Annotated in this window: 5 protein-coding genes; all 5 read left to right on the top strand. The window is 38.9% G+C overall.

Features of this window, described 5'->3' with window-relative positions; translation table 11 throughout:
* The first annotated feature begins 387 nt into the window (after positions 1–387).
* From BW932_RS10775 to BW932_RS10755, 5 genes are read left to right on the top strand one after another with little or no spacing between them, the layout of a single operon-like run.
* Entirely contained in the window at positions 388–3,267 is a 2,880-nt protein-coding gene (locus tag BW932_RS10775; RefSeq protein WP_076387513.1) for a helicase-related protein, read from the top strand.
* An 11-nt stretch (positions 3,268–3,278) separates the two neighbouring features.
* Positions 3,279–8,042, top strand: a complete 4,764-nt coding sequence (locus BW932_RS10770; protein ID WP_076387512.1) for an Eco57I restriction-modification methylase domain-containing protein — start codon at positions 3,279–3,281, stop codon at positions 8,040–8,042.
* A gap of 5 nt (positions 8,043–8,047) precedes the next feature.
* Positions 8,048–12,628, top strand: coding sequence for a sacsin N-terminal ATP-binding-like domain-containing protein (locus BW932_RS10765; RefSeq protein WP_076387511.1), 4,581 nt, complete (start codon positions 8,048–8,050; stop codon positions 12,626–12,628).
* Positions 12,629–12,634: 6 nt separating this feature from the next.
* Positions 12,635–18,916, top strand: coding sequence for a DEAD/DEAH box helicase (locus tag BW932_RS10760; RefSeq protein ID WP_076387510.1), 6,282 nt, complete (start codon positions 12,635–12,637; stop codon positions 18,914–18,916).
* Positions 18,913–21,006 (top strand): 3'-5' exonuclease, encoded by a 2,094-nt coding sequence (locus tag BW932_RS10755; protein WP_076387509.1) that lies wholly within the window; start codon positions 18,913–18,915, stop codon positions 21,004–21,006. Before BW932_RS10760 ends, BW932_RS10755 begins: the two co-directional genes overlap by 4 nt.
* The last annotated feature ends 89 nt before the right edge of the window (positions 21,007–21,095 follow it).

Genomic DNA, 21,095 nt, shown 5'->3' with positions numbered 1-21,095 from the left:
AAAAAATCTTTTTGCCCAAATTCACTTACTAACTTACTCCCTTTCCGGATTCTCTATTTTACTTTCAATTGACTAATAACTTTTCTCTAACCTGTTCAATAAAAATTGATGTTCAGTGACACTGAACATTGTGATTGTGTGAACAGGTTTTTACTTAGTTTTCTACTTTTTTAATACTGTTTCAGCAAAAAAAAACAGTTTTTTTTGTTCATATTCCGTAATATTTTACTTGAATCCTTACGCATAATCCCTTATTTATTACATTTTCTAATTTCATTTCCAGTTTGTATCTTTAGGGTTTTTATAACTTGTGGCTGATAAACTGGAAGTATCTGAAATTTTTCATACACCAGGTGTCAGTTACATCTCTGCATAGTTACTATAAATATGAATTTCACCCCAGGCCAACGGATCACAAATCGTGACGAGGACTTTATTATAAACGACATAGAAGACAACAATGGTAATTATATACTGAAGGTAGAAGGGATCTCCGAATTAGTAAAAGGGAAAACTTTCATTTTTGACACTCAAATAGATTCTTCAATACGCGTTCTGGATCCCAAACATACACGCTTGGTTCCCGATACAGATTACGGCTACCGTAAAACCAAACTGTTTATTGAAAATCAGATCAGGAATGCCTCGGTGTACAGTGAGCAGATAACCATAGCACACAAAGCAGCTTTCAATCTCGCCAATTACCAGTTAGAACCCACACTCAAAGCTTTCCAGTTGCCACGTCCACGAATTTTAATTGCCGATGGCGTTGGATTGGGTAAAACCGTTGAAGTCGGCATTTTCTTATCAGAAATGATAAAGAGAGGTAAAGGCAAACGCATCATGGTACTGGCCTTGAAATCTATTTTGGGGCAGTTCCAACAGGAAATATGGAATCGTTTTGCGATTCCTTTAGTCCGTCTGGATTCAGAGGGGATTTCCAAAATTAAAGCAGAACTTCCTGCGAACAAAAACCCTTTCGACTATTACGATAAGACGATTGTTTCAATCGACACACTCAAGAACAATGCTAAATTCCAGCATTATATAGAAAACACGCGTTGGGACATCATTGTAATTGATGAATGTCATACCGTAGCGAACAGCAATTCGCTCCGCGGTAGTTTGGCCCAGTTATTAAGCACCAAGTGCGAATCTTTGGTGCTTACTTCTGCTACTCCTCACAATGGTAAGAAGCAGAATTTCGCCAATCTGATTAACATGATCGAACCCTTGGCGATCAGAGACGAACAGAACTACACCCAGCAGGATATTTTACCCTACTATGTTCGCCGGTTCAAAAATGACATTGATGATGAAGCCGTGCGTTCCAACTTCCAGGAGCGGAAAATAGTATCGATTCACGCAGAATTAACCGACGCTGAAAATGAGTTTCTGGAACAGCAGCAAAAAATTAAATTCAATGCCTTAGCCAGGTTGGAGGAGGCAGACTTGCAGACCGATCTGTTTGGCAGAAAGACGCTGAAAAAACCAAAAAAAGATTTATTATTCGCCATAGGTTTATTCAAGTCTTACATGTCTTCTCCGGAAGCAGCTTTCACTTCTGTTGAAAATAGAATCCGTAAGCTGGAAGCACTGAATAATCTGGATGATCTGGTGGAGGATAATATCGAAATTCTTCAACAGTTAAAATCGAAACTGCAAACAATTATCTCCGGTAAAAAAGATGCAAAATACAATGCCTTAAAAAACGAACTGATTCGCTTGAACTGGAATGGGCGCAAGAAGGATTTTCGGATTGTGGTGTTTGCTGAACGCATTGAAACCTTAAAATCCTTGAAACGAAAACTGACCGCTGATTTTGGTTTGGAAGACAATGTAATTGCAGATTTTCATGGATCGTTAACCGACATGGAACAGCAGCGCATTATTGAAGATTTTGGAAAAGCGGATTCGGATTATCGTATTTTACTTACTTCAGACGCGGGCTCTCAGGGAGTAAACTTGCATTACTACTGCAACCACATGTTTAACTACGACATCCCGTGGTCATTAATTACATTAGAGCAGCGCAATGGTCGTATTGATCGATACGGCCAGACTAAAACGCCATATATCCATTACCTAATTGCCAAATCTGATTTGGAGGGATTAAAAGACGATCTCCACATCGTAAACAAGCTAAAAGAAAAAGAAGAAACAGTATATCAGTCCTTGGGCGATGCCGCTTCTGTTTATAAGCTGTACGATGCAACAGCGGAAGAAGAGTTAATTACCAAGGCGTTGGCAACCAATAATGCAGATCTGGTAGAGGCCGCATTGCCGGACAGTGTAAGTGATGACTTCTTTGATTCTTTATTTGACGATGCAACTCCGAAATTAAAAGTTGCGGAACCCATTATGCCTTCATTTTCATTATTTGAAAATGATAAAGCATACTACGAAGCGCTTATTCAGCAGCTCAAAACAGATCACTACCTTAAAAATGACGATGCTCTCTTTGAAGGCGATTTGTTAGAGGTTAAACATACAAAGGAAATCGACCGTATTTTATATGATTTACCGAAGGAGGCCAAACCTTCTAAATTCGGCGAAGTGTATCAGTTATCACTGAATAAGGACGATGTTCAGAAAGCCATTGAAAATGCGCGCAAGAAAAAAGGAGAATGGGCCAGGTTTCACATGCTCTATGAATTGCATCCCGTCGTGCGGTATCTCATGACACAGCTGGAAGCTTCTGTTGACAAAGATGTCGCCTTGGTTAACAAACTTACGAGGTTACCACAAAACTCAGCATTTTTTCTTATCCAGGGTATCGTAGCCAACAATCTCGGCCAGTCCGTATTGTCAGACTTCTTTGTCATACAGATGAAAATAGATGGTGGAATGGATAACAAACCTATCCCTTTCGAAGAGTTTCTCACAGCCTATAACCTAACTCAAGAACTGCATACAATGGCGGTTTCTGATCAGGATATTTCTTTGCTGCAGGAACTTCTACCACAGGTTATAGAATTTGCCCACCAGCTGCATATGGACCAGGAGCAGCAAAAACTGCAGTTTGAAATGGAAAAGAAACTGGCCATTTATGAGGAAAAAATTAAAAACTGGCATACAAGCAAAGTTCAGCAGATGGAATTGGAGTTTGGGGACACACCGGAGTACGGTTTTATTAAAAAAAGAAAACTGGACAAAGAGTTTGAAATAGAAACCATTTTAAACAGTTCAAGTCAGTATTTTAAGAACCTGACCAGTCTCAACGGTGATCCATACCTCAAAGTACTCGCTGTTTTTTATAACCATTAGTAGCAGATTATATGATTCACTTCATTAACAACATAGGAGATTATTTTGCGTCCAATTATTTCGATGAAGATTTCTCTAAAAAAGTTATCGACAAATCCGGTTGCAGCAGCGATGCGGTTAAAACATTCAGCCAGGCCGTCGCTCGCATAAAGCCAGACTATTTCAAACTCAAGCAGCGCTTCATCGAAAATCACCTGCGAACCAAAGATAAAATCAATCTCTCGCACGACTTTCACACAAAGATCCTGAATGCGTTAGGTTACAATGCTGCGCAAAACAACTACACCGAACTGTATCCCATCAGCGATAAGGCAGTATTGCCTGTCCGTCATATCTTATACCGTGGCACCACTCCGCACCTCATGGTTATGGAAATGCACGCCTTAATTAAAACTTCCGACGAAGAACCGGATGGACTCTTCGAGCAGAGCTACAATATTGCCCATGATCCGGAAGACAGAACAGCCAAAGAACAGAAATATCACCGCTCCCAGTGGGCTGATGTATTTACCGTGCCGGAGGGCGTCAGCATCTCACCGATGATCATCAATCAGGCCATCAATGAATTGTTCTTATTGCCGCTGAACAGGCGGCCGAAATACATTTTGTTGTGCGGTGGCAATAAATATTTTCTGTTGGAATCCGAAAAATGGTTCCGGGGTTCCTATCTGGAGCTCGATCTCGAAGCGCTTTTTGATGATGCGGCGATACTCAAAGATTACTACGCGGTCTTTTATCTCCTCCTGGGCAAAGATCTTTTGGCACCCACTGCCGATATGGTGCTGATGGAACAGCTGGACGAAGATGCCCACAAAGCAGCATATCAGGTAACACAGGATTTAAAGGAAGGAGTCATCAATGCGGTGGAAAATCTCGCCAACGAAGCCGTCCACGATTTGGTGCAGCAGGGTTATGCTTATGATGACATTGATGCCAACCGCCTCAAAGACGATTGCCTGAACATGGTCTATCGCCTTTTATTTCTGTTTTATGCCGAATCCCGTGAAGATCTCGACATCTTACCTTCCAACGACGATGTGTACGAACGCGGCTATTCCCTGGAGATGCTTCGTGATTTGGAACAGGTGCCCTTAATTACGGAATCAAGTAGGAACGGATATTTTTTTCATAAATCTTTGTTTCAGTTATTTGAACTGTTAAACAAGGGATATAAAGAACAGGAAGGGCAGACAAAAAGTTTCAAAATCCGCCATTTGGATTCACCCATGTTCGAAGGCGCAAATCTGAATTACTTACAGGATGTTCAGATCAGAAACGCAGTTTGGCAGGATGTGATCTGTGAACTGTCCCTCTCCAAAAAACAGAACAGAAAAAGCAGAGGCCGGATATCCTATGCCAACTTAGGCATAAACCAGTTGGGTTCCGTGTATGAAAGTCTCTTGGCTTTCCGCGGTTTTCTAGCCAAAACAGATTATATCGAAGTACACCGCAAACGCAAAAAGGACGAGTCTTCAGAAAAAGTAACGAGAACTGATGGTTCTTACCTCGTACCCCGCGAACGCCTTGATGATTTTCACGACAGTGAAATCTATAAAGATCAGAAAGCAGATGGCTCTGAAGAAATGAAAGTCATCCCGCGCGGTCGGTTTATTTACCGACTCAGTGGCCGCGACCGCCAAAAATCCGCCTCTTATTACACCCCGGAAGTATTAACGCAGACCACCGTAAAATACACCTTGAAACCAATCCTGGAACGGTTGGAAAAGGGCGAGATCAAAGCCTTGGATTTGCTGGATCTGAAAATACTGGAACCTGCCATGGGTGCCGCGGCTTTCCACAACGAGGTGATTAACCAGTTGGCGCAGGCCTACCTTACATATAGCCAGCAGGAACTGAAAACCCGGGTAGATCCTAATAAATACCAGGAAGAACTTCAGAAAATAAAAGCACACATCGCCCTGAACAATGTCTATGGCGTCGATTTAAATCCTACAGCGGTGGAACTGGGCAAGCTGTCACTTTGGCTCAATGTGATCCACAAGGACATGCAGACCCCTTTCTTTGGCTACCGGTTGGGCGTAGGAAATGCCGTGGTAGGCTCCTGGCTGAAGGTTTTTAAGCATAAAGAATTTTCATTCGAACCGAAAGGAAAAGGTTGGGTAAAGAAAGAATGGTGGAGCACCGCGCCCAAACATTTGCAGTTCAGCAAAAAAGGCATCCTGCGCAAAGAGGACGAAATTTACCATTTCCTCTTACCCGATCCCGGCATGGCAGCTTCAGGGAATATTAAATTACTGAAAGATGCTTACACCGATGAAGCCAAACGAGTAACCGAATGGCGCAAAGAATTCTGTTCTCCGGTACGCAAAGACGAATATAATCTGCTGCAGAAAATCTCCGCTGCCATTGATGCTTTATTGATGGAGCATTATGCCATACAGAAAAACATTGCCTTGATTACCGAAGTCAGAAGCGACTTCTTTGGGATTCCCGCCGAAGTTTCTGCCCTCGATTTTCAGGAATATTCCTACGAAAAAAAGCAGCAGTTTGCCCGCGAGCGCCTGAAGCCCAATGCACCCTATTACAAACTGAAACAGATCATGGATTACTGGTGCAGTTTATGGTTCTGGGATGTGCGCGATGCCAAAGATTTGCCCACCCGCACCCAGTGGTACGAAGATATCGTCCAGATTCTCAACATTGACTTGGCCGTAAATAAAACTGCAGATGAAGAGGTAGAGGTAGACGAAACGGTGCGCGATTACCGCAAAGACAAAAAAGAAATTGAGCAGCAGCTGATCGCCGCTTTAAAACAGTCGCCCTCCTCATTATTCGAAAATGAACGCGCGCTCTTGGTGAAGAAGTATGCCGACCAGTACCGCTACTTCCATTATGAGCTGGAATTTATTGAAGTCTTCCGCGAACGCAACGGTTTTGATATCGCAGTCGGAAATCCGCCTTGGCTGAAGATTGTGTTTGAGGAAAAAGGCCTGATGTCAGAAATCTATCCGGAGCTTGAAATACGCAAGGTCACCGCGCCGCAGGTAAAGAAATTACAGTCAGATTTCTTACTGCAGGAAGACAGAAGAAACATTTATTTTACCGAGAATATAGAACACGAAGCATCAGCTGTTTTTATGAATGCCTACCAGAATTATCCGCTACTCAAGGGGCAACAAACTAATCTTTACAAATGCGTGTTGGAAAACGGTTTGCACTGGATCTCTGAAAAGGGTTTTTTAGGTTTGATACATCCTGAAGGAATTTACGATGATCCTAATGCTGAAAAGTTGCGTAAGGAAATCTATAAAAGACTAAAATTTCATTTCCAGTTTCAGAATGCCTTTAATCTATTTGCTGAAGTAGCTCATAGATCAAAATATGGAATAAACATATATGCTGGTAAGATGAGTGATTGCGATTTCATAAATATTAATAATATTTTTCACCCGTTTACCATTGAGAGTTCTTTTGCTTATAATGGTTTAGAAATCTGTCACGGTTTAAAATTCAAAAACAGTATAGGAGCATATGAGTGGAATGTTACAGGGCACTCGGACCGTATTGTGCACATTGCACAGTCGTCCTTAGAAATTCTAGGTAAATTTAGTGGTTCAAATGCTGATTCTCCTAAGCTTTTATCAATTCATAATGTAAACTTAATTCCGGTAATTGACAAAATTGCGAAAATCGGAATTAGGATTAAGGATAAAAAATTCCAAGTAAGTGAATGTTGGCATGAAACGAATGATATTAAAAAAGGTAAATTAAGAAAAATAACGAAGTATCCGGAAAATAATTTTCAGCTAATTTATAGTGGTCCACAATTCTACGTTGCAAATCCTTTATATAAAAACCCACGAGAAAAATGTACAGATAAATCACATTACGATATCATCGATGTACCTCGCCTTCGTTCTGATTTTAAGCCTCGGACAAATTTTGAACTTGTGGATTTTTTCATGCAACCAGTTAATTCCGATGATAATAACTGGTTAAAAAAGCTTAAGTTGTTATTTCCTTCACTACTAAATCAGGCAGGAGAAAGAACTTTTCAAACTTCCATAATTCCTGAATATAGTTCACATATTCAAGCGGCGACATCTTTAGTATTAGAGTTTGATAAGGACCTAATTTTATTTTCGGGCTTATCCCACTCGATCGTTTATGATTTTATTGTCAAAACCTTGTCTGTTGCTAAGATAAGTCAAAGCGTAATCGAAAACCTTCCCTTACCAGAAGTACCCCTTTGGATTGAACAGGAATTACTAAAAAGGACTATGCAACTAAACTTTATTAATGATTCGTACAAAACAATATGGAATCAGATGTTTAAATACGAATTTAGAAGAAGTACATGGTCACTTATAGATAAGCGCTTGAAACCTTTTGAGTCCCTCGCTCAAGAATGGTCGTGGGATACACCGCTGCGCAACTATTTTGAGCGCAGGCAAGCTTTGGTAGAAATTGATGTAATTACCGCAATGGCTTTAAACCTGAACTTAGACGAATTAATCTTAATGTATAACATCCAGTTTCCCGTTTTGCAGCAGAATGAAGACGATACCTGGTACGATGCAAAAGGAAATATCGTATTCACCTGCAGCAAAGGTCTCGTTGGCGTAGGCCTCGACCGTGCAGATTGGGAAAAAATAAAAGATTTACCTGCCGGCGAAACCTTTGAACACACCATCACCAAATCAGAACTCTACCACGGCGAAAAAGTAACCTACTACGCACCCTTCACCAAATGCGACCGCGTAGAAGACTACAAGCGCGCGTGGACACATTTTGAAGAAAAATTTAAAGATTAAAATAAATGGCAGAAATAAGTGAGGATGGAATTAAGAAATTGATTGCTAAATACAAAAAATCCTATATTGATAATCCAGATTTTTTGTTATCCGGCTATCGCCAGGAAAATCAAACAGTAGCTGATTATGAAGGTCGGCAGCTTCTTGAATTAATGCAGAATGCAGATGATGCGAAAAGTGAGATCATCTATATTTCTTTAGATATCGATTTGCATAAACTAACAGTCTCAAACAAGGGAGAGCCTTTCAGTTTAGGAGGGGTTAAATCTTTGATGTTTCCCGGTCTAACCACAAAAAACAGAGTAGAATTTATAGGGAACAAAGGTTTGGGATTTAGATCGATACTTAACTGGGTAGATTCGGTCGAGGTTAAAACTCAAAATATTAGTTTTCGTTTTTCAAAAAATTATGTTCACCAATTTTACATGGATTATTTAGAAATTTACCCATCAGTAAAAGATTTCATAAAGGAAGAAGTTGATTCAAAAACATTAGCTGAAGACGAAATTCCTATCGCAACTTTAGCTTTCCCGGAATTACTTACTGATCTGGAAACAGAATATACAACGAGCATCATTCTGCAGTTTAAGCCTGAAGAACTGGATTCTATTGAAAAACAGATCGGGCAGATTCAGGAAGAAACCTTGTTGTTTCTTCCGAATATTCGCGAAATCATCGTCTTAAAAGATGGTGAAACGACCAAATCCTTTAAAAAAGAAGTTGATGAGCAAGATCTTATTAGAATCAATAATAAAACATGGAACATTTACAGGAAAAATGATCAGTTCTACAGTGAAAAATTAAAATTTAATTACGCCATAGTGTGGCAGGATGAAGGCTTGGAAAATGGGTATTTTTATAACTACTTTCCAACCGATGTAGAAACACATTTACCGTGTATAATCCATGCAACTTTCGATCTTACCAATAATCGGAAAGAGATCAATAGCAATGATGCTAACAAATATATCTTGCAGCAGATTGCAGAAAGTTTAGGGAAAATAGTTTCGAAGAAAATAAAAAAAGAACTTTCAGATTGGACAGCTTTTAAATTTCTAACAGCAGAACTAGGTAAAAAACGTGAAGTTTTATCAGGTTTTTATAATTCTCTAAATCAGTTTAAAGAAGAATTTGAAGTATATCCAACGGTGGATAATAAATATGTGACCAAGGAAAAAGCGATTTACCACGGTGTTGCATTTTCACATTGGGTAGCACTGAATGGATTCGGACTTTATTTCCCTAACTTATTGAAGGTTCCTGATCAAGATATTTACTTACCTGAATTTGCATTTAAGAAATATTCAGGTTCAGAACTGGTCGGAATTTGTAAAAGGATTTCTTTTCAAATAAAAGATCATACGTGTAGAGCTGAACTTATAAAACTCTTTACACAAGAAAACTTTCAAAACCTACATTCCAGTTCTGAATACCTTCCGCTTTTAATTAGTTCAGATTATAAATATGAAGATAATAGTTATGACGAAACAGTATTTGCGTTAAACATAGCTAATAGGAATTTTGTGTTTCCGGAAGAGTTCAAAATTTCATTTATTGAACCTTCTTTTTATAAAGTACTCGGAAGCATTTTTGAAAACGAAATCGAAAATACCAGAGAAAAAGATGAAGACCGATCCAGAACACTTAAAAAGATTTTAAAAAATGTAGTGGATTTAGGATCCAATGATATAACAGACGTTGTGAGATTTGTAGTATCTCAGACAAACAATATAATTAATGAAAGCGTAACAGAAAATAAAGGAATTGTTCTGAAAATGGTAAAGTCTTTATTTTCTGTATTCGATCCTGAAAAGAATGCAGGTAATAAAACAGCGGTAAATAATATTCCTTTGCTCAACCGTAATAGCGTGATTAAGAGATCGGATGAATTATTTTTTGGCAATGATTATTTGGTTGATATAAATACCGAGGATATTTTTAATGGAATTTATACTGCGGATCATTATTTATTAAGTGCTAAAGAAATGGGACTTGATGATATGGAAGATAATGCTGTACTTTCATTTTTTGAATGGATAGGGGTAAATAGGTTAATTTCAATTTCGAAATATGAGGATTTAACAGGAAATGATTTACATGGATATTTTGATTTTTTATTCGATCAAAGAAGATTAATCAAACCAGATCAGGCAACAAAATATAATTCTTCTCTAAAGGCGATAAAAATTAATAATATTGATGCAGTAGGAAAATTAGCATTGAACGAATTAATAATTTTACTGGAGAAATCATCTGAATTAAAAAGAGAAATCAATCTGGGTTTAGAGAATAATTCTGCCAAAGTATTTTTTAAATATGGTAATGCCTATGCGAAACAGATAATTGTCCCTTATAGTTTTATATATTTTCAGATTTCTAAACTAATAGATTTTTCCGAATATACGGTTTCAGAAGATGCTGAGTTCCAAATTATGTTTAAAAGGATTGACTTGAACGATTCCTTCTTTACTGATAAGTTAGATAAAAATCAGTTGGATTCTTTAAAACATACCCTTAAATATTTGGGAACTTCCGAATCAATTAGTGATATTTCGGAAGATCGAATAAAATATTTGCTCCGAAATCAGCAAATAAAATTTCCTGATGGAAACAATAGCCAGAGTTTCTATAAAAAATGTCTCGAATTTTTTCTGCAAAAGCATTTGGATAATAATATAAAAGATAAGGAAATCTTTAATCTGAGTGCAGAATATTTTTCAAGAAAAGGTATTGATAGCAACGCGATTGAGCTTATAGAAAAAGAAAAAGTTTTCTATTCGGATAATCTTTTATTACCTAGAAAGATTTTAGAAAATTTCTATTTTATCAATTTGCCAAGAAGGATTGGTGAAGAAAATGTAAAACGAATTTTTGAGGTTAAACTAATTAAGGACGAACTATCGAAAATTCATTTGGGAAAAGAGGAACCAAATGAGATACTAACTCTGGACCTTAATAATTATCTCGAAAAACTAAAACCTTATTTTCTTACTTATCGTTTAGAACAAATAAAATTGGCTAAAAAAGCTGAAGCTCAATTAATAAAACCTCTAAGGTTGAAAGTAGTGACAGATTTAAGCTATCAATTTGATGGAGGAGAAGTAAATGTTTTGGAAAAAAATGAGTTTTTACCGCACAAAGATTGTTTTTATATCAAGACAAATAAAATAGATTTGAACAGCGTAAAATCGGATGCAGATTTTTGTGATCTGATTGCAGAAATTGTAGGAATGACTTTCAAGGTTGCAACTTCAAAAAACATCTTTCGACGAATATTTAAGGATGGCGTAAAAGATTCATATCATATTATCAAATCTGATGGAAAGGAGTCGGTTTTTGAAGAAGCCAAGAAATTACTCGGTATTAGTGATGCTGAAAAAATCTTTTGGAGTAAAATTCTACAAAAAGATTTTACTTTTTTAGATGATGCAGACCTTTTAAAGGAAGAAATAAAAAGGAGCGTACAAATTGACTTTCCAGATTACTATCCGAAAATAGATTTTTCCACTCTTGGAGATAATCACGGTGTTTCTTTTTTGAATTGGCTTTCTGAAATTATTAATTTCGATTTAAAAACTGTAATTACGGAAAGTACATTGGAGAACTGGCATCGAACAGCTATAGAAAATTGCATAAACAATGAAACGAATAAGTTTGAGAAATTATTGTGGAAGAAGGCAAGTGAATCACCATTGGAAGAAGACCGAGAATCTTTTTTTGAACGGTTAATGGCATTTGATTCTGTACCAATTGATTCACTTAAAATATTTACAACAGAAAACGCTTTTAACTTGCACCCGGATTATTCCGCAACTTTGCGTAAGTGGACCCTTGAAAGATTTGAAATAGACTTAAATCAAGAAGTATCACAGCGATTTGATGTTTGTACTAAGTATAGAGATATAATCGAAAATTTCGAGTTTGGTAATAGCGTTGAGGATATGGAAAAAATTATTAAGAATGATAATTTTAAACTGTATAGCTTAATGTATTTTGATAATTACGGCGAGGAAATAAAAGACGAATGCATCAGGCAACAAAAAGAATTCGAAGCTGAAATTTCAAAAACCAACCTAGACGATAGTGATGAAGATATTTTAAATGTATATGAAAGTTATATTTCATTTGCACAATCGAATTCTGCTAAATCAGCTAATGTAAATAATAAAGGAGGTTCTTATAACTCAAAGAGTGATAGAAAAAAAGCTACGTCCGGTAAAATAGGTGAAGATAGAGTTAAAAAAGCATTACTAAGGAAAGGTTATCAAATAAACGATGTTTCTTCTAAAACAGATGGTAAACATTACGATTTAGCGTATCTGGAGATTGGACAGACTGAATGGAGGTTACTAGAAGTAAAGAAAGATTCTGGGGGATTTTTCTTTTTAAGCAAATGGGAAAAAGAAACGGCTTTATCATCTTTATATAGTGAAAAATATGATGTTGCTTTAGTAGATGAAAAGTCCATCCATATCATCAAAAGTCCTTTTCACTTCGTAGATGATAGTTTTGAAGATAATTCGTTATTCCATTCGGAACCCACAGAATATAAAATCAGTTTTAAATTAAACGGAATTAAAGAATAACCCAGAATGCTGAGCCTACAACAAGCCATAGAAATAAAAGAATCAATCAAATCCTATCTGCAGGCCACGTTTACCTTTCGAAAACGTCAGGTTGCCGATGCATTTGATGCCTTTATCGATCATCCCACACAGGGCATGTTCAAAGGTCCTTACATTTCCTTAAAACTGCGCTTTGTAAAAGCAGACCAGGAAGCGGTAAAACAAATCCCTCTGCACATAAAACCGGAATGGCCGCCCTATGACCATCAGGTAAAATCCTGGACCAGATTGTCAACCCATCACAAAGAGCCGGAACCAACCATCATTACAACAGGGACAGGCTCCGGTAAAACAGAATCCTTTCTGTTCCCCATGCTCGATTACTGTTTTCAGCAGCAGCACCGCCCGGGGATCAAGGTGATTATTCTTTATCCTATGAATGCGCTCGCTACGGATCAGGCGAAGCGTTTGGCCGAAATGATTGACGAAGATGAAAGACTGCGGGGTAAAATCCGCGCCGGCTTATTTATTGGTGAAGGCAACGGCCCCAAAGGACAGTTTCCTAAAACCATGGGGAAACAGAATATCGTCGAGCACCGGGACAGTATTTTAGATGCGCCACCAGATATTATACTAACCAACTTTAAGATGTTGGATTATGCCCTCATGAAGCATAACTATCACAAACTTTGGGCGCACAACCTCCAGGACCCTGGCTTAATGAAGTTCTTGGTCTTAGACGAATTGCATACCTATGATGGTGCACAGGGAACAGATGTAGCCAATCTGATACGCCGGATGAAGCTGAAACTGAAGATGTCCAAAGGCCAGCTCTGTCCTGTAGGGACTTCCGCAACTATAGGTTCAGGCCCCCAGGCACCACAGCTGTTGGCAGAATATGCTTCTAAAGTTTTTGGCGAAAATATAACCCCCGATGCCATCATCAGTGAAAACCGAATTACTCCTGAGGAGTTTTTTGGGGAAGATGATAACCTGAATGACTTCATTCCCTTACCCAATGCCTTGAAAAATTTGGTCTTTCATGAGCAAGACGACTTTTCAGAGTACATCCAGCTGAACATCGCTGCCTGGCAACAGGACAGAGATAATTTGACTGACGGTTTACTGCAGCTAAAAATAGTAAAGGACTTGGTGATTGCGGCCAATAGAGGATTGGGTACGAAAACCGTGGAAGAAATCATTCGCGGGTTATCCATAACGAATGCGACGTATAGGAAATTACCCCAGTGGGATGCCGAAAACCAATACAGTCCCAAAGAAAGAGTGCTCGAATCACTGTTGACCCTCATTTCCCATGCAAAAGACAGGGACAATACGCGTTCCCCTTTTATGTACCTTCAGGTACAGTTGTGGATCCGTGAATTAAGTGGCGTTCAGTATACATTGGAAGATCCCGCCCGTTTTTCTTTTCGGGATCAGGTCGATGCAAATAAAGATATTGCGGCATTGCCTCCCTGGTATTGCAGAGAATGTAACAGCTCCGGCTGGTTAGGCGTTAAACCGGATAATAAAGAGGCTTTTACCAAAGATATAAACGAAGTCTACGAGAAGTTTTTTACCAAGAACAAAAACCTTTATTTTCTGTTGCCCAAAGACGAAATGTCCTTGGAAGATTTTGAGGCCATAGGCTACCAACCTGACGATTTTTTAAAGATTAAAATCAATCCCGTGAGCCTGGCAATAGTTGCTCCGGAAGAAGAGGGCTTTGAAATACAGGCCATTCGAAAATTAAAAAACAACAAAGCGGAGCTCATCTGCCCGTGTTGTGCCGGCACGAATACAATGGCCATTATTGGAACCAAAATTCCAACTTTAAGTTCCATTGCGGTAAGTCAGACGCTTGCAACTGACTTGGATTCAGCGTCGGACCAGGACAGAAAAGTACTCGCCTTTACCAACTCCGTCCAGGATGCTGCGCATCAGGCGGGTTTTATTGAAGGACGGAATTATCGGTTCACCTTCAGAGCTTCTGTTCAGAAAGTGATCAATGAATTGGATCAGCCGGTCCGTTTAAGTGAATTGGTGGATCACTTTATGGAATACTGGAAAGAACACGGCGATGAGTCCGGTCGGGACTCATTAAACGGCTACCTGTACCGTTTTTTCCCGAAAGATTATATAGGCAAGGCATCTCCAAAAGATTTTATGATTGGTAATCAGTATGCACCTCATTTTTTAAAGGAGTTCGACTGCCGCGTAGGTTGGGAAATTTACTCTGAATTCGGTTTCAATTCCCGCATCGGGCGTACACTCGAAAAAACCGGCGCTTCTTCTGTATTTTTTGATCCCGGACTTTTAGCTAAGGTTTGGCCCGCATTACAGCAATGGATCACAGCAAATGATGTAAGCGGAACGATGGCAGAAGATGCCGTAATTCGCTTCTCAAATTTAATATTACACAGAGCAAGAAACAGAGGAGCGATTGATCATGTATTCCTGTCAAAATTTCGGGAAGATAAATTGAGTCTGTTGGATTTGAATTGGCAAAAAGATACCCGTCATTTCTTGAATCCTAAATTCGGCACCCGCTCACGTTTGCCTAAACTGCTCACAACGCAGAGCTCGCGCGATAATTTGTTGGATACAACCACCGCCAAAAATACCAATTGGTTCCATTCCTACTTCCGAAAAACATTCCGCCAGGCAGCAGTGACAACGGACTTTATTAATGAATTTTTTAAAGAATGGACAGATGCTCTGGTGGAAATAGGATTGCTCAACAGTGCGAAGGCTGGGGAACATGAAAACTTCGCGATTGATCCTGCTGCGATTATGGTAGCAAAAAATGTGAAGGAATACAGATGTAGTCAGTGTGAAGATGTCCTCTACGCTCAGGATGATGAATCGGTAACTGTTGGGGCAAACTGTCTAACCTACCGATGCACAGGAACTTACTTGGCGCACCATACTGTAAAACAGAATTATTATAAAGCAGTCTATAACCGGAAGCGTTTTCCGAGAGTGTATGCAAGGGAACATACGGGGCTGCTGGAACGGAGAGAGAGAGAGCGGCTCGAAATTGATTTCAAGAAAAGAAAACGCTTTAACGCTACCAATACCTTGATAGCAACCAGTACGCTTGAAATGGGGATCGATATCGGGAGCTTGAATACCGCCTATAACAACAGTATTCCGCCTCTGCCTTCCAATTTTTTACAGCGCGTAGGCCGTGCAGGCCGTAGCTCAGGGGCCGCACTGATTGTAAACTTTGCCAAAAACCAGAATCATGATTTGTATTATTATACAGAGCCATTGGCGATGATGCAGGGGGATATTAATACTCCGGGCTGCTACCTGGAAGCAAAGGATATATTGAAAAGACATTTTACTGCCTACTGTATAGACAGTTGGACATCTGCTAACCCCAATGAAAATGCGATACCCACCTTTATCAGAGATTTGAAACTTCATAATCGTGATTTAACCGGTAAAGATTTCTTCATAAACAGGCTGAATGAATTTATAGAAACCAACCGTCTGTTTTTAACCACAGCTTTTTTAAATCAATACAACCCTAATATCAAAGATGATGTATTTGTGCAGATTGAGGAGTCAATAGAATCTGGGGCTTTCTATGATGATTTACTGAATGTTTTTATTCGGATAAAAAACGAACTCATTGCGGTTGAAAATAAGCGTCAGGACTTGGAGAAGGAAATAAAAGTCCTGAAATTAGCAAAAGGAGATCCCGTTTTTGACGAATACACGAGAGAAAAACGAAATTTAAGTGGCATTAAAAAAGCAGTGGCAGCCCGGAATGTATTACAGCACCTGACCAATGTCGGTATTTTACCGAATTATGCATTTCCGGAAACGGGCGTAAAACTGAACGCAAATGTCCTGAGTGCTAAAGTAGAGGGAAGCACCAGCCAGAGTTTGGACAAAGAGTTTGAACTCATTCGGCCTGCTTCACAGGCCATCAGAGAACTGGCACCGGAAAATTATTTTTATACCCAGGGCTATCGTTTTGAAATATCCGGAGTAAATACTTTCGATTGGAGCGATCAGGAAAATTTCCATAGCAAAAGGTTTTGTTCAAAATGTGACCATTTGGAAATCAGCAGTATAGCTACCAAAGGAAACTGCCCAAAATGTGGTGATCCTTCCTGGGCTTCCTCTTCTAATGTGCATACATTCGTAAAAATGACCAATGTAAAGTCATTCAATAGCGCTTCCAAGGCAACCTTGTCAGATGCTAGTGACGACCGGGACACCCAGCTATATCAGGTAATCAGCCATGTCTTGTTGGATCATAAATCTTCTGCCGGGGCATGGGTTCTTAAGGACATTCCTTTCGGGATTGAGTATGTTAAAAATGCGGTGATAACATCGGTCAATTATGGCCGGAATGACGGCAATGATGCCCGGAAAATTAAAGTGAATGATTGCGAAGCTCTTACAAAAGGATTCGTGACTTGCAGACATTGTGGCAAATCTGCTTCCGCGACCCATCTTTTATCCGAACCCAAAGAATTCCACTATGGGTATTGTAAACATCGGGATGTGATATATGAACCTGGTACAGACGACGTATTTGCGGAACTCTACTTCTTCAGGGAAATGAACACCGAAGTGCTTAAAATCGTTCTGCCAATCCAGGAATTCAATAGTGATGAGGATATTAGAATGTTTCAGGCAGGATTGGAACTGGGCCTGAAAAAGTATTTTAAAGGCAATCCGGGCCATCTTAAAATCCAAAATTACCGGGAATTCAATCAGAATACGGATAAATTCGATCGTTTTTTACTGCTTTTTGATACCATTCCTGGGGGTACTGGCTATTTGGAAAAATTATTTGATCATAATGAATTTTCCTTATTGCTGAAAGAAAGTTACGAAGCAATCAGAGATTGCTCCTGTCAGCTGGAAGGCCATGATGGATGCTATAAATGCATCTATTCATATGGGAACCAGTATAACAGGGCCGATTTAAGCAGGGAAAGAGCAGAAAAGTGGTTCGAAAAAATATATGAGAAAACAGAAGAATGGGTAAAAAATGATAATGGTTTAACGTCGCTTACCAATTCCGGGAAAATCGAAGAGTCCGAATTGGAGGAACGGTTTGTTAAATTGTTCTCAGTTTTTGCAGAGAAGACCGACGGTGTGTCATTCATAAGTAAGAAACAGAATGGTACAGTACACTATGAGTTAAACATAGATATTGGCGATGTACAGGCCTTATATTGGATCAGACCACAGGTGGTTTTAGGCCCTAAAGATGGTATTGCTTACAGTACGAGAACAGATTTCTTGATTTCCTGTGGTCACTATACCCACAAAGGAGTCGATTATAGGCATGAGGTTCCTAAAATAGCCGTTTATCTGGACGGTTACCAATATCACGCATCAGCAGAGCACAATGTTTTTGAAAGAGATCTTAACATCAGAGCTTCTATTGCTGCGCAAAGTCAATTCCGTTCTTGGACCCTAACCTGGCATGATCTGGATATTTTACAGAAAATGTTGGCGGGTGATATTGGGGTGAAAGATGAAGTAGGAACAGTTTATCATCAGAAATATGGTAACAGCTTTAATAAATTATTATCGGGTATCACTAATGGGGAGCGTATAAATTATGGATCAGCCAATTGCAATTTCAATCGTTTTTGGATGCAGCTGCAGTATCCCCAAATTAGCATACACAGCAAATCCTGGATGTCTTACTTGGCATCGTGGACCGAAAAACTGCTGGAACCCTCATTTGAACCAAACAAAATTCAACTCTTACTTTCACGCCAGCTCACTTTTGACAGTTATATCAAAAATAATCGGGTAACTGATTTTAATGCCTTGGTTCCTTTGGAGTACACAGTCGATTTCAGTTTTATTGAATGGAGAAGTTGGGTGAATATCGGTAAGAAACTGATCTTTAATCGAAAACTGATGAAGGATGTAACTACGGTGGACAAACAGGAATGGGAAATTTTCTGGCATATCTTTAATCTTTTTCAGTCGGGAACTTTTCTTGAGAACGCAGATAATACGGTGCAGGACTCGGGCGCTGCCTCGGATCCCTTGGAGCTTTTCACAGAAATAGAATCACTGTTTGAGCTTTACCTTCACAATCTCCTGAAAGACGCAATCACCAAAAACATCATAAATCGGGAAAATTATGAATATCTGGACTCATGGTTGGATGGGGATGGAAATATCATAGCCGATGGTGAACTGGTTTTTGCTGAACTTAAGCTGGTAATTAATCCGAGTACCGAAGAAAGTAAAAGAATTTTTGAAACCGCTGGTTTTAAAATATATGATTCAAACCAAATAAATACAATTCAACTATGAAACTCTTTATATACGATAAGTTCTGGGACGCATTACTGAAATTAAATAAGGGTACCCAAGGCAAGGTTACTGAGTTTATCAGCAAGTTTAGAGATAATTCAAAAAGTGCAGCCATTAATCTGGAAGCGATAAAAACTTTTAAAGACCAGTCCTTGAAAACGGCGAGGATAGATCAGAAGTATCGCGCAATCATAAAGGAAGTAACTCCCGGTGAGTTGTATCTTTTGATCTGGGTAGATAATCATGATGAAGCAATGGATTGGGCGAAGAACAAAATAATTGATTGGAATGATCAGACACAGGCCTACCAGGTTTTCAGCATCGATGAAAACGTAGCTCCTACGGCAGATTCAGGCATTGATATCGCCGCTGATCTGTTTATGAATAGTTATGATGCAGAGCAGATGTTTAAAATCGGAGTTCCTGAAATCTTAATTCCTTCCGTCTTAAAAATTACTGATCTTGCTGGTTTGGAAAAATTAGAAGAATATTTGCCGGTAGATGTTTTTGAGAATTTATTTTACTTATTGGATGGGGCAAATATTGACCAGCTGATAACGGAAATTCAGGAAGGCCTTAATAATAAGGAAGCTATTGCAAGTAAAAATAACTCACGCTCTTTCATTGAATTAACAGACGATGAAATTTTAAATGAAGCATTGCAGGGATCGTTGCAGAAATGGAAATACTATTTGCATCCCTCTCAGTCAACTTTTGTGCATGGTGACTTCAAAGGATCCATTAAGCTTTCTGGAGGTGCAGGTACCGGCAAAACAGTTGCTGCCCTACACCGTCTGAAGTTTTTATCCCAAAATAAAAACCTGGATAAGCCTATTCTTTTCACAACCTTTACCAAAGAACTGAGTGAAAATTTAAAGGCATTAGCGACCGATTTACATATCGTACCGGCAGCTTTTGAAATTAATAATATCGATGCTTTAGCGTTTGGTTTAGCCAAAGAATATAAACTGATCTTATCTTCAGATAAAGTTTTTGGTCTGGGTGCCGTTAAGAAACCCCAGGAAGTCTGGGAACAGACGCTGGAAGAACTGTTATCTCCCTTTGATGCTGATTTCCTTCAATCGGAATTTGAACAGGTAGTGCTTCCCCAGAATATTAAAAATCAGGCAGAATATCTGAAAGCAAGTAGAGTCGGTAGAGGAAAGCCAATCACGAAGAAGCAACGGGTCGATGCATGGGCAGTGATCGAATCCTTCCTTAAAAACAAGCAGGGAAGTCATCTGTTTTATAAAGAGGAGATTTATAACTTGGTGAGTTCATATCTAAAGGAACACGAAATTTATCCCTACTCACATGTAATTGTTGATGAATTGCAGGATTTTTCAAATGTCGAATTAAATTTTATACGGTCGTTATGTAAAGAATCGGCAAATGATTTATTCCTTGTTGGCGATCCTCTGCAGAATATTTACAATAAAAAAATAAACTTTTCCAAGGCCGGCATAAATATTAGAGGGAACAGAAGCACGAGGCTGCGGATCAATTATAGAACTACCGAAGAAATAAAAAATTTAGCTTTATCAATAGTCAATGATGAAGATTATGACAATTTCGATGGGGAAACTGAAAGCAAAAAAGGGTACTTATCTTTATTTCATGGCTCTCAACCTGAATACAGAACCTATAAATCGAAAGACGATGAATTAACGGAGATACTGGAGGATCTGAAAACCATCATCCTAAATGGTTTCCACTATAACGATATTGTCATTGCAGCAAGAACAAGAGATTCAGTAAATGATTTCAGAAACCACCTTCATAAAAACAACATCCCTTATGTAGATAAACACCTGTTAAACAGTAAAAATGAAGGGGTCAGACTCACTACATTTCATGGTCTGAAAGGATTGGAATTTAAACAGGTTTATTTGGTTGATGTAAATGAACGCACACTGCCTTTAAAACCTGCCGGTTTCGCTAATCTACCAGAACCGGAACAGGAACAGATCATCAAAACAGAAAAAGCATTATTCTATGTGGCTTGCAGCCGCGCTGTTCAAAGGGTAATGATCAGTGGCGTAGGTACCAGGAGCTCATTGGTTAAAACATCAGTATTGGATAATGCATAGTGGTTTTCTATGGTTCTAAATGTAGCGATCAACAGCAAGATGTTGAAGACGGAAGCGGCAGTTAAAGCTACAATGGATTTAGCCATATT

It is taken from the genome of Kaistella chaponensis (genome assembly GCF_900156725.1).
GTDB lineage: Bacteria > Bacteroidota > Bacteroidia > Flavobacteriales > Weeksellaceae > Kaistella > Kaistella chaponensis.
Note: the sequence above shows the minus strand (reverse complement) of the source record. Positions and strands in the feature narration are given on the sequence as shown.

Coding starts and splice junctions, on each gene's coding strand:
- BW932_RS10775 (WP_076387513.1), top strand. CDS start 388: ATGAATTTCACCCCAGGCCAACGGATCACAAATCGTGACGAGGACTTT.
- BW932_RS10770 (WP_076387512.1), top strand. CDS start 3,279: ATGATTCACTTCATTAACAACATAGGAGATTATTTTGCGTCCAATTAT.
- BW932_RS10765 (WP_076387511.1), top strand. CDS start 8,048: ATGGCAGAAATAAGTGAGGATGGAATTAAGAAATTGATTGCTAAATAC.
- BW932_RS10760 (WP_076387510.1), top strand. CDS start 12,635: ATGCTGAGCCTACAACAAGCCATAGAAATAAAAGAATCAATCAAATCC.
- BW932_RS10755 (WP_076387509.1), top strand. CDS start 18,913: ATGAAACTCTTTATATACGATAAGTTCTGGGACGCATTACTGAAATTA.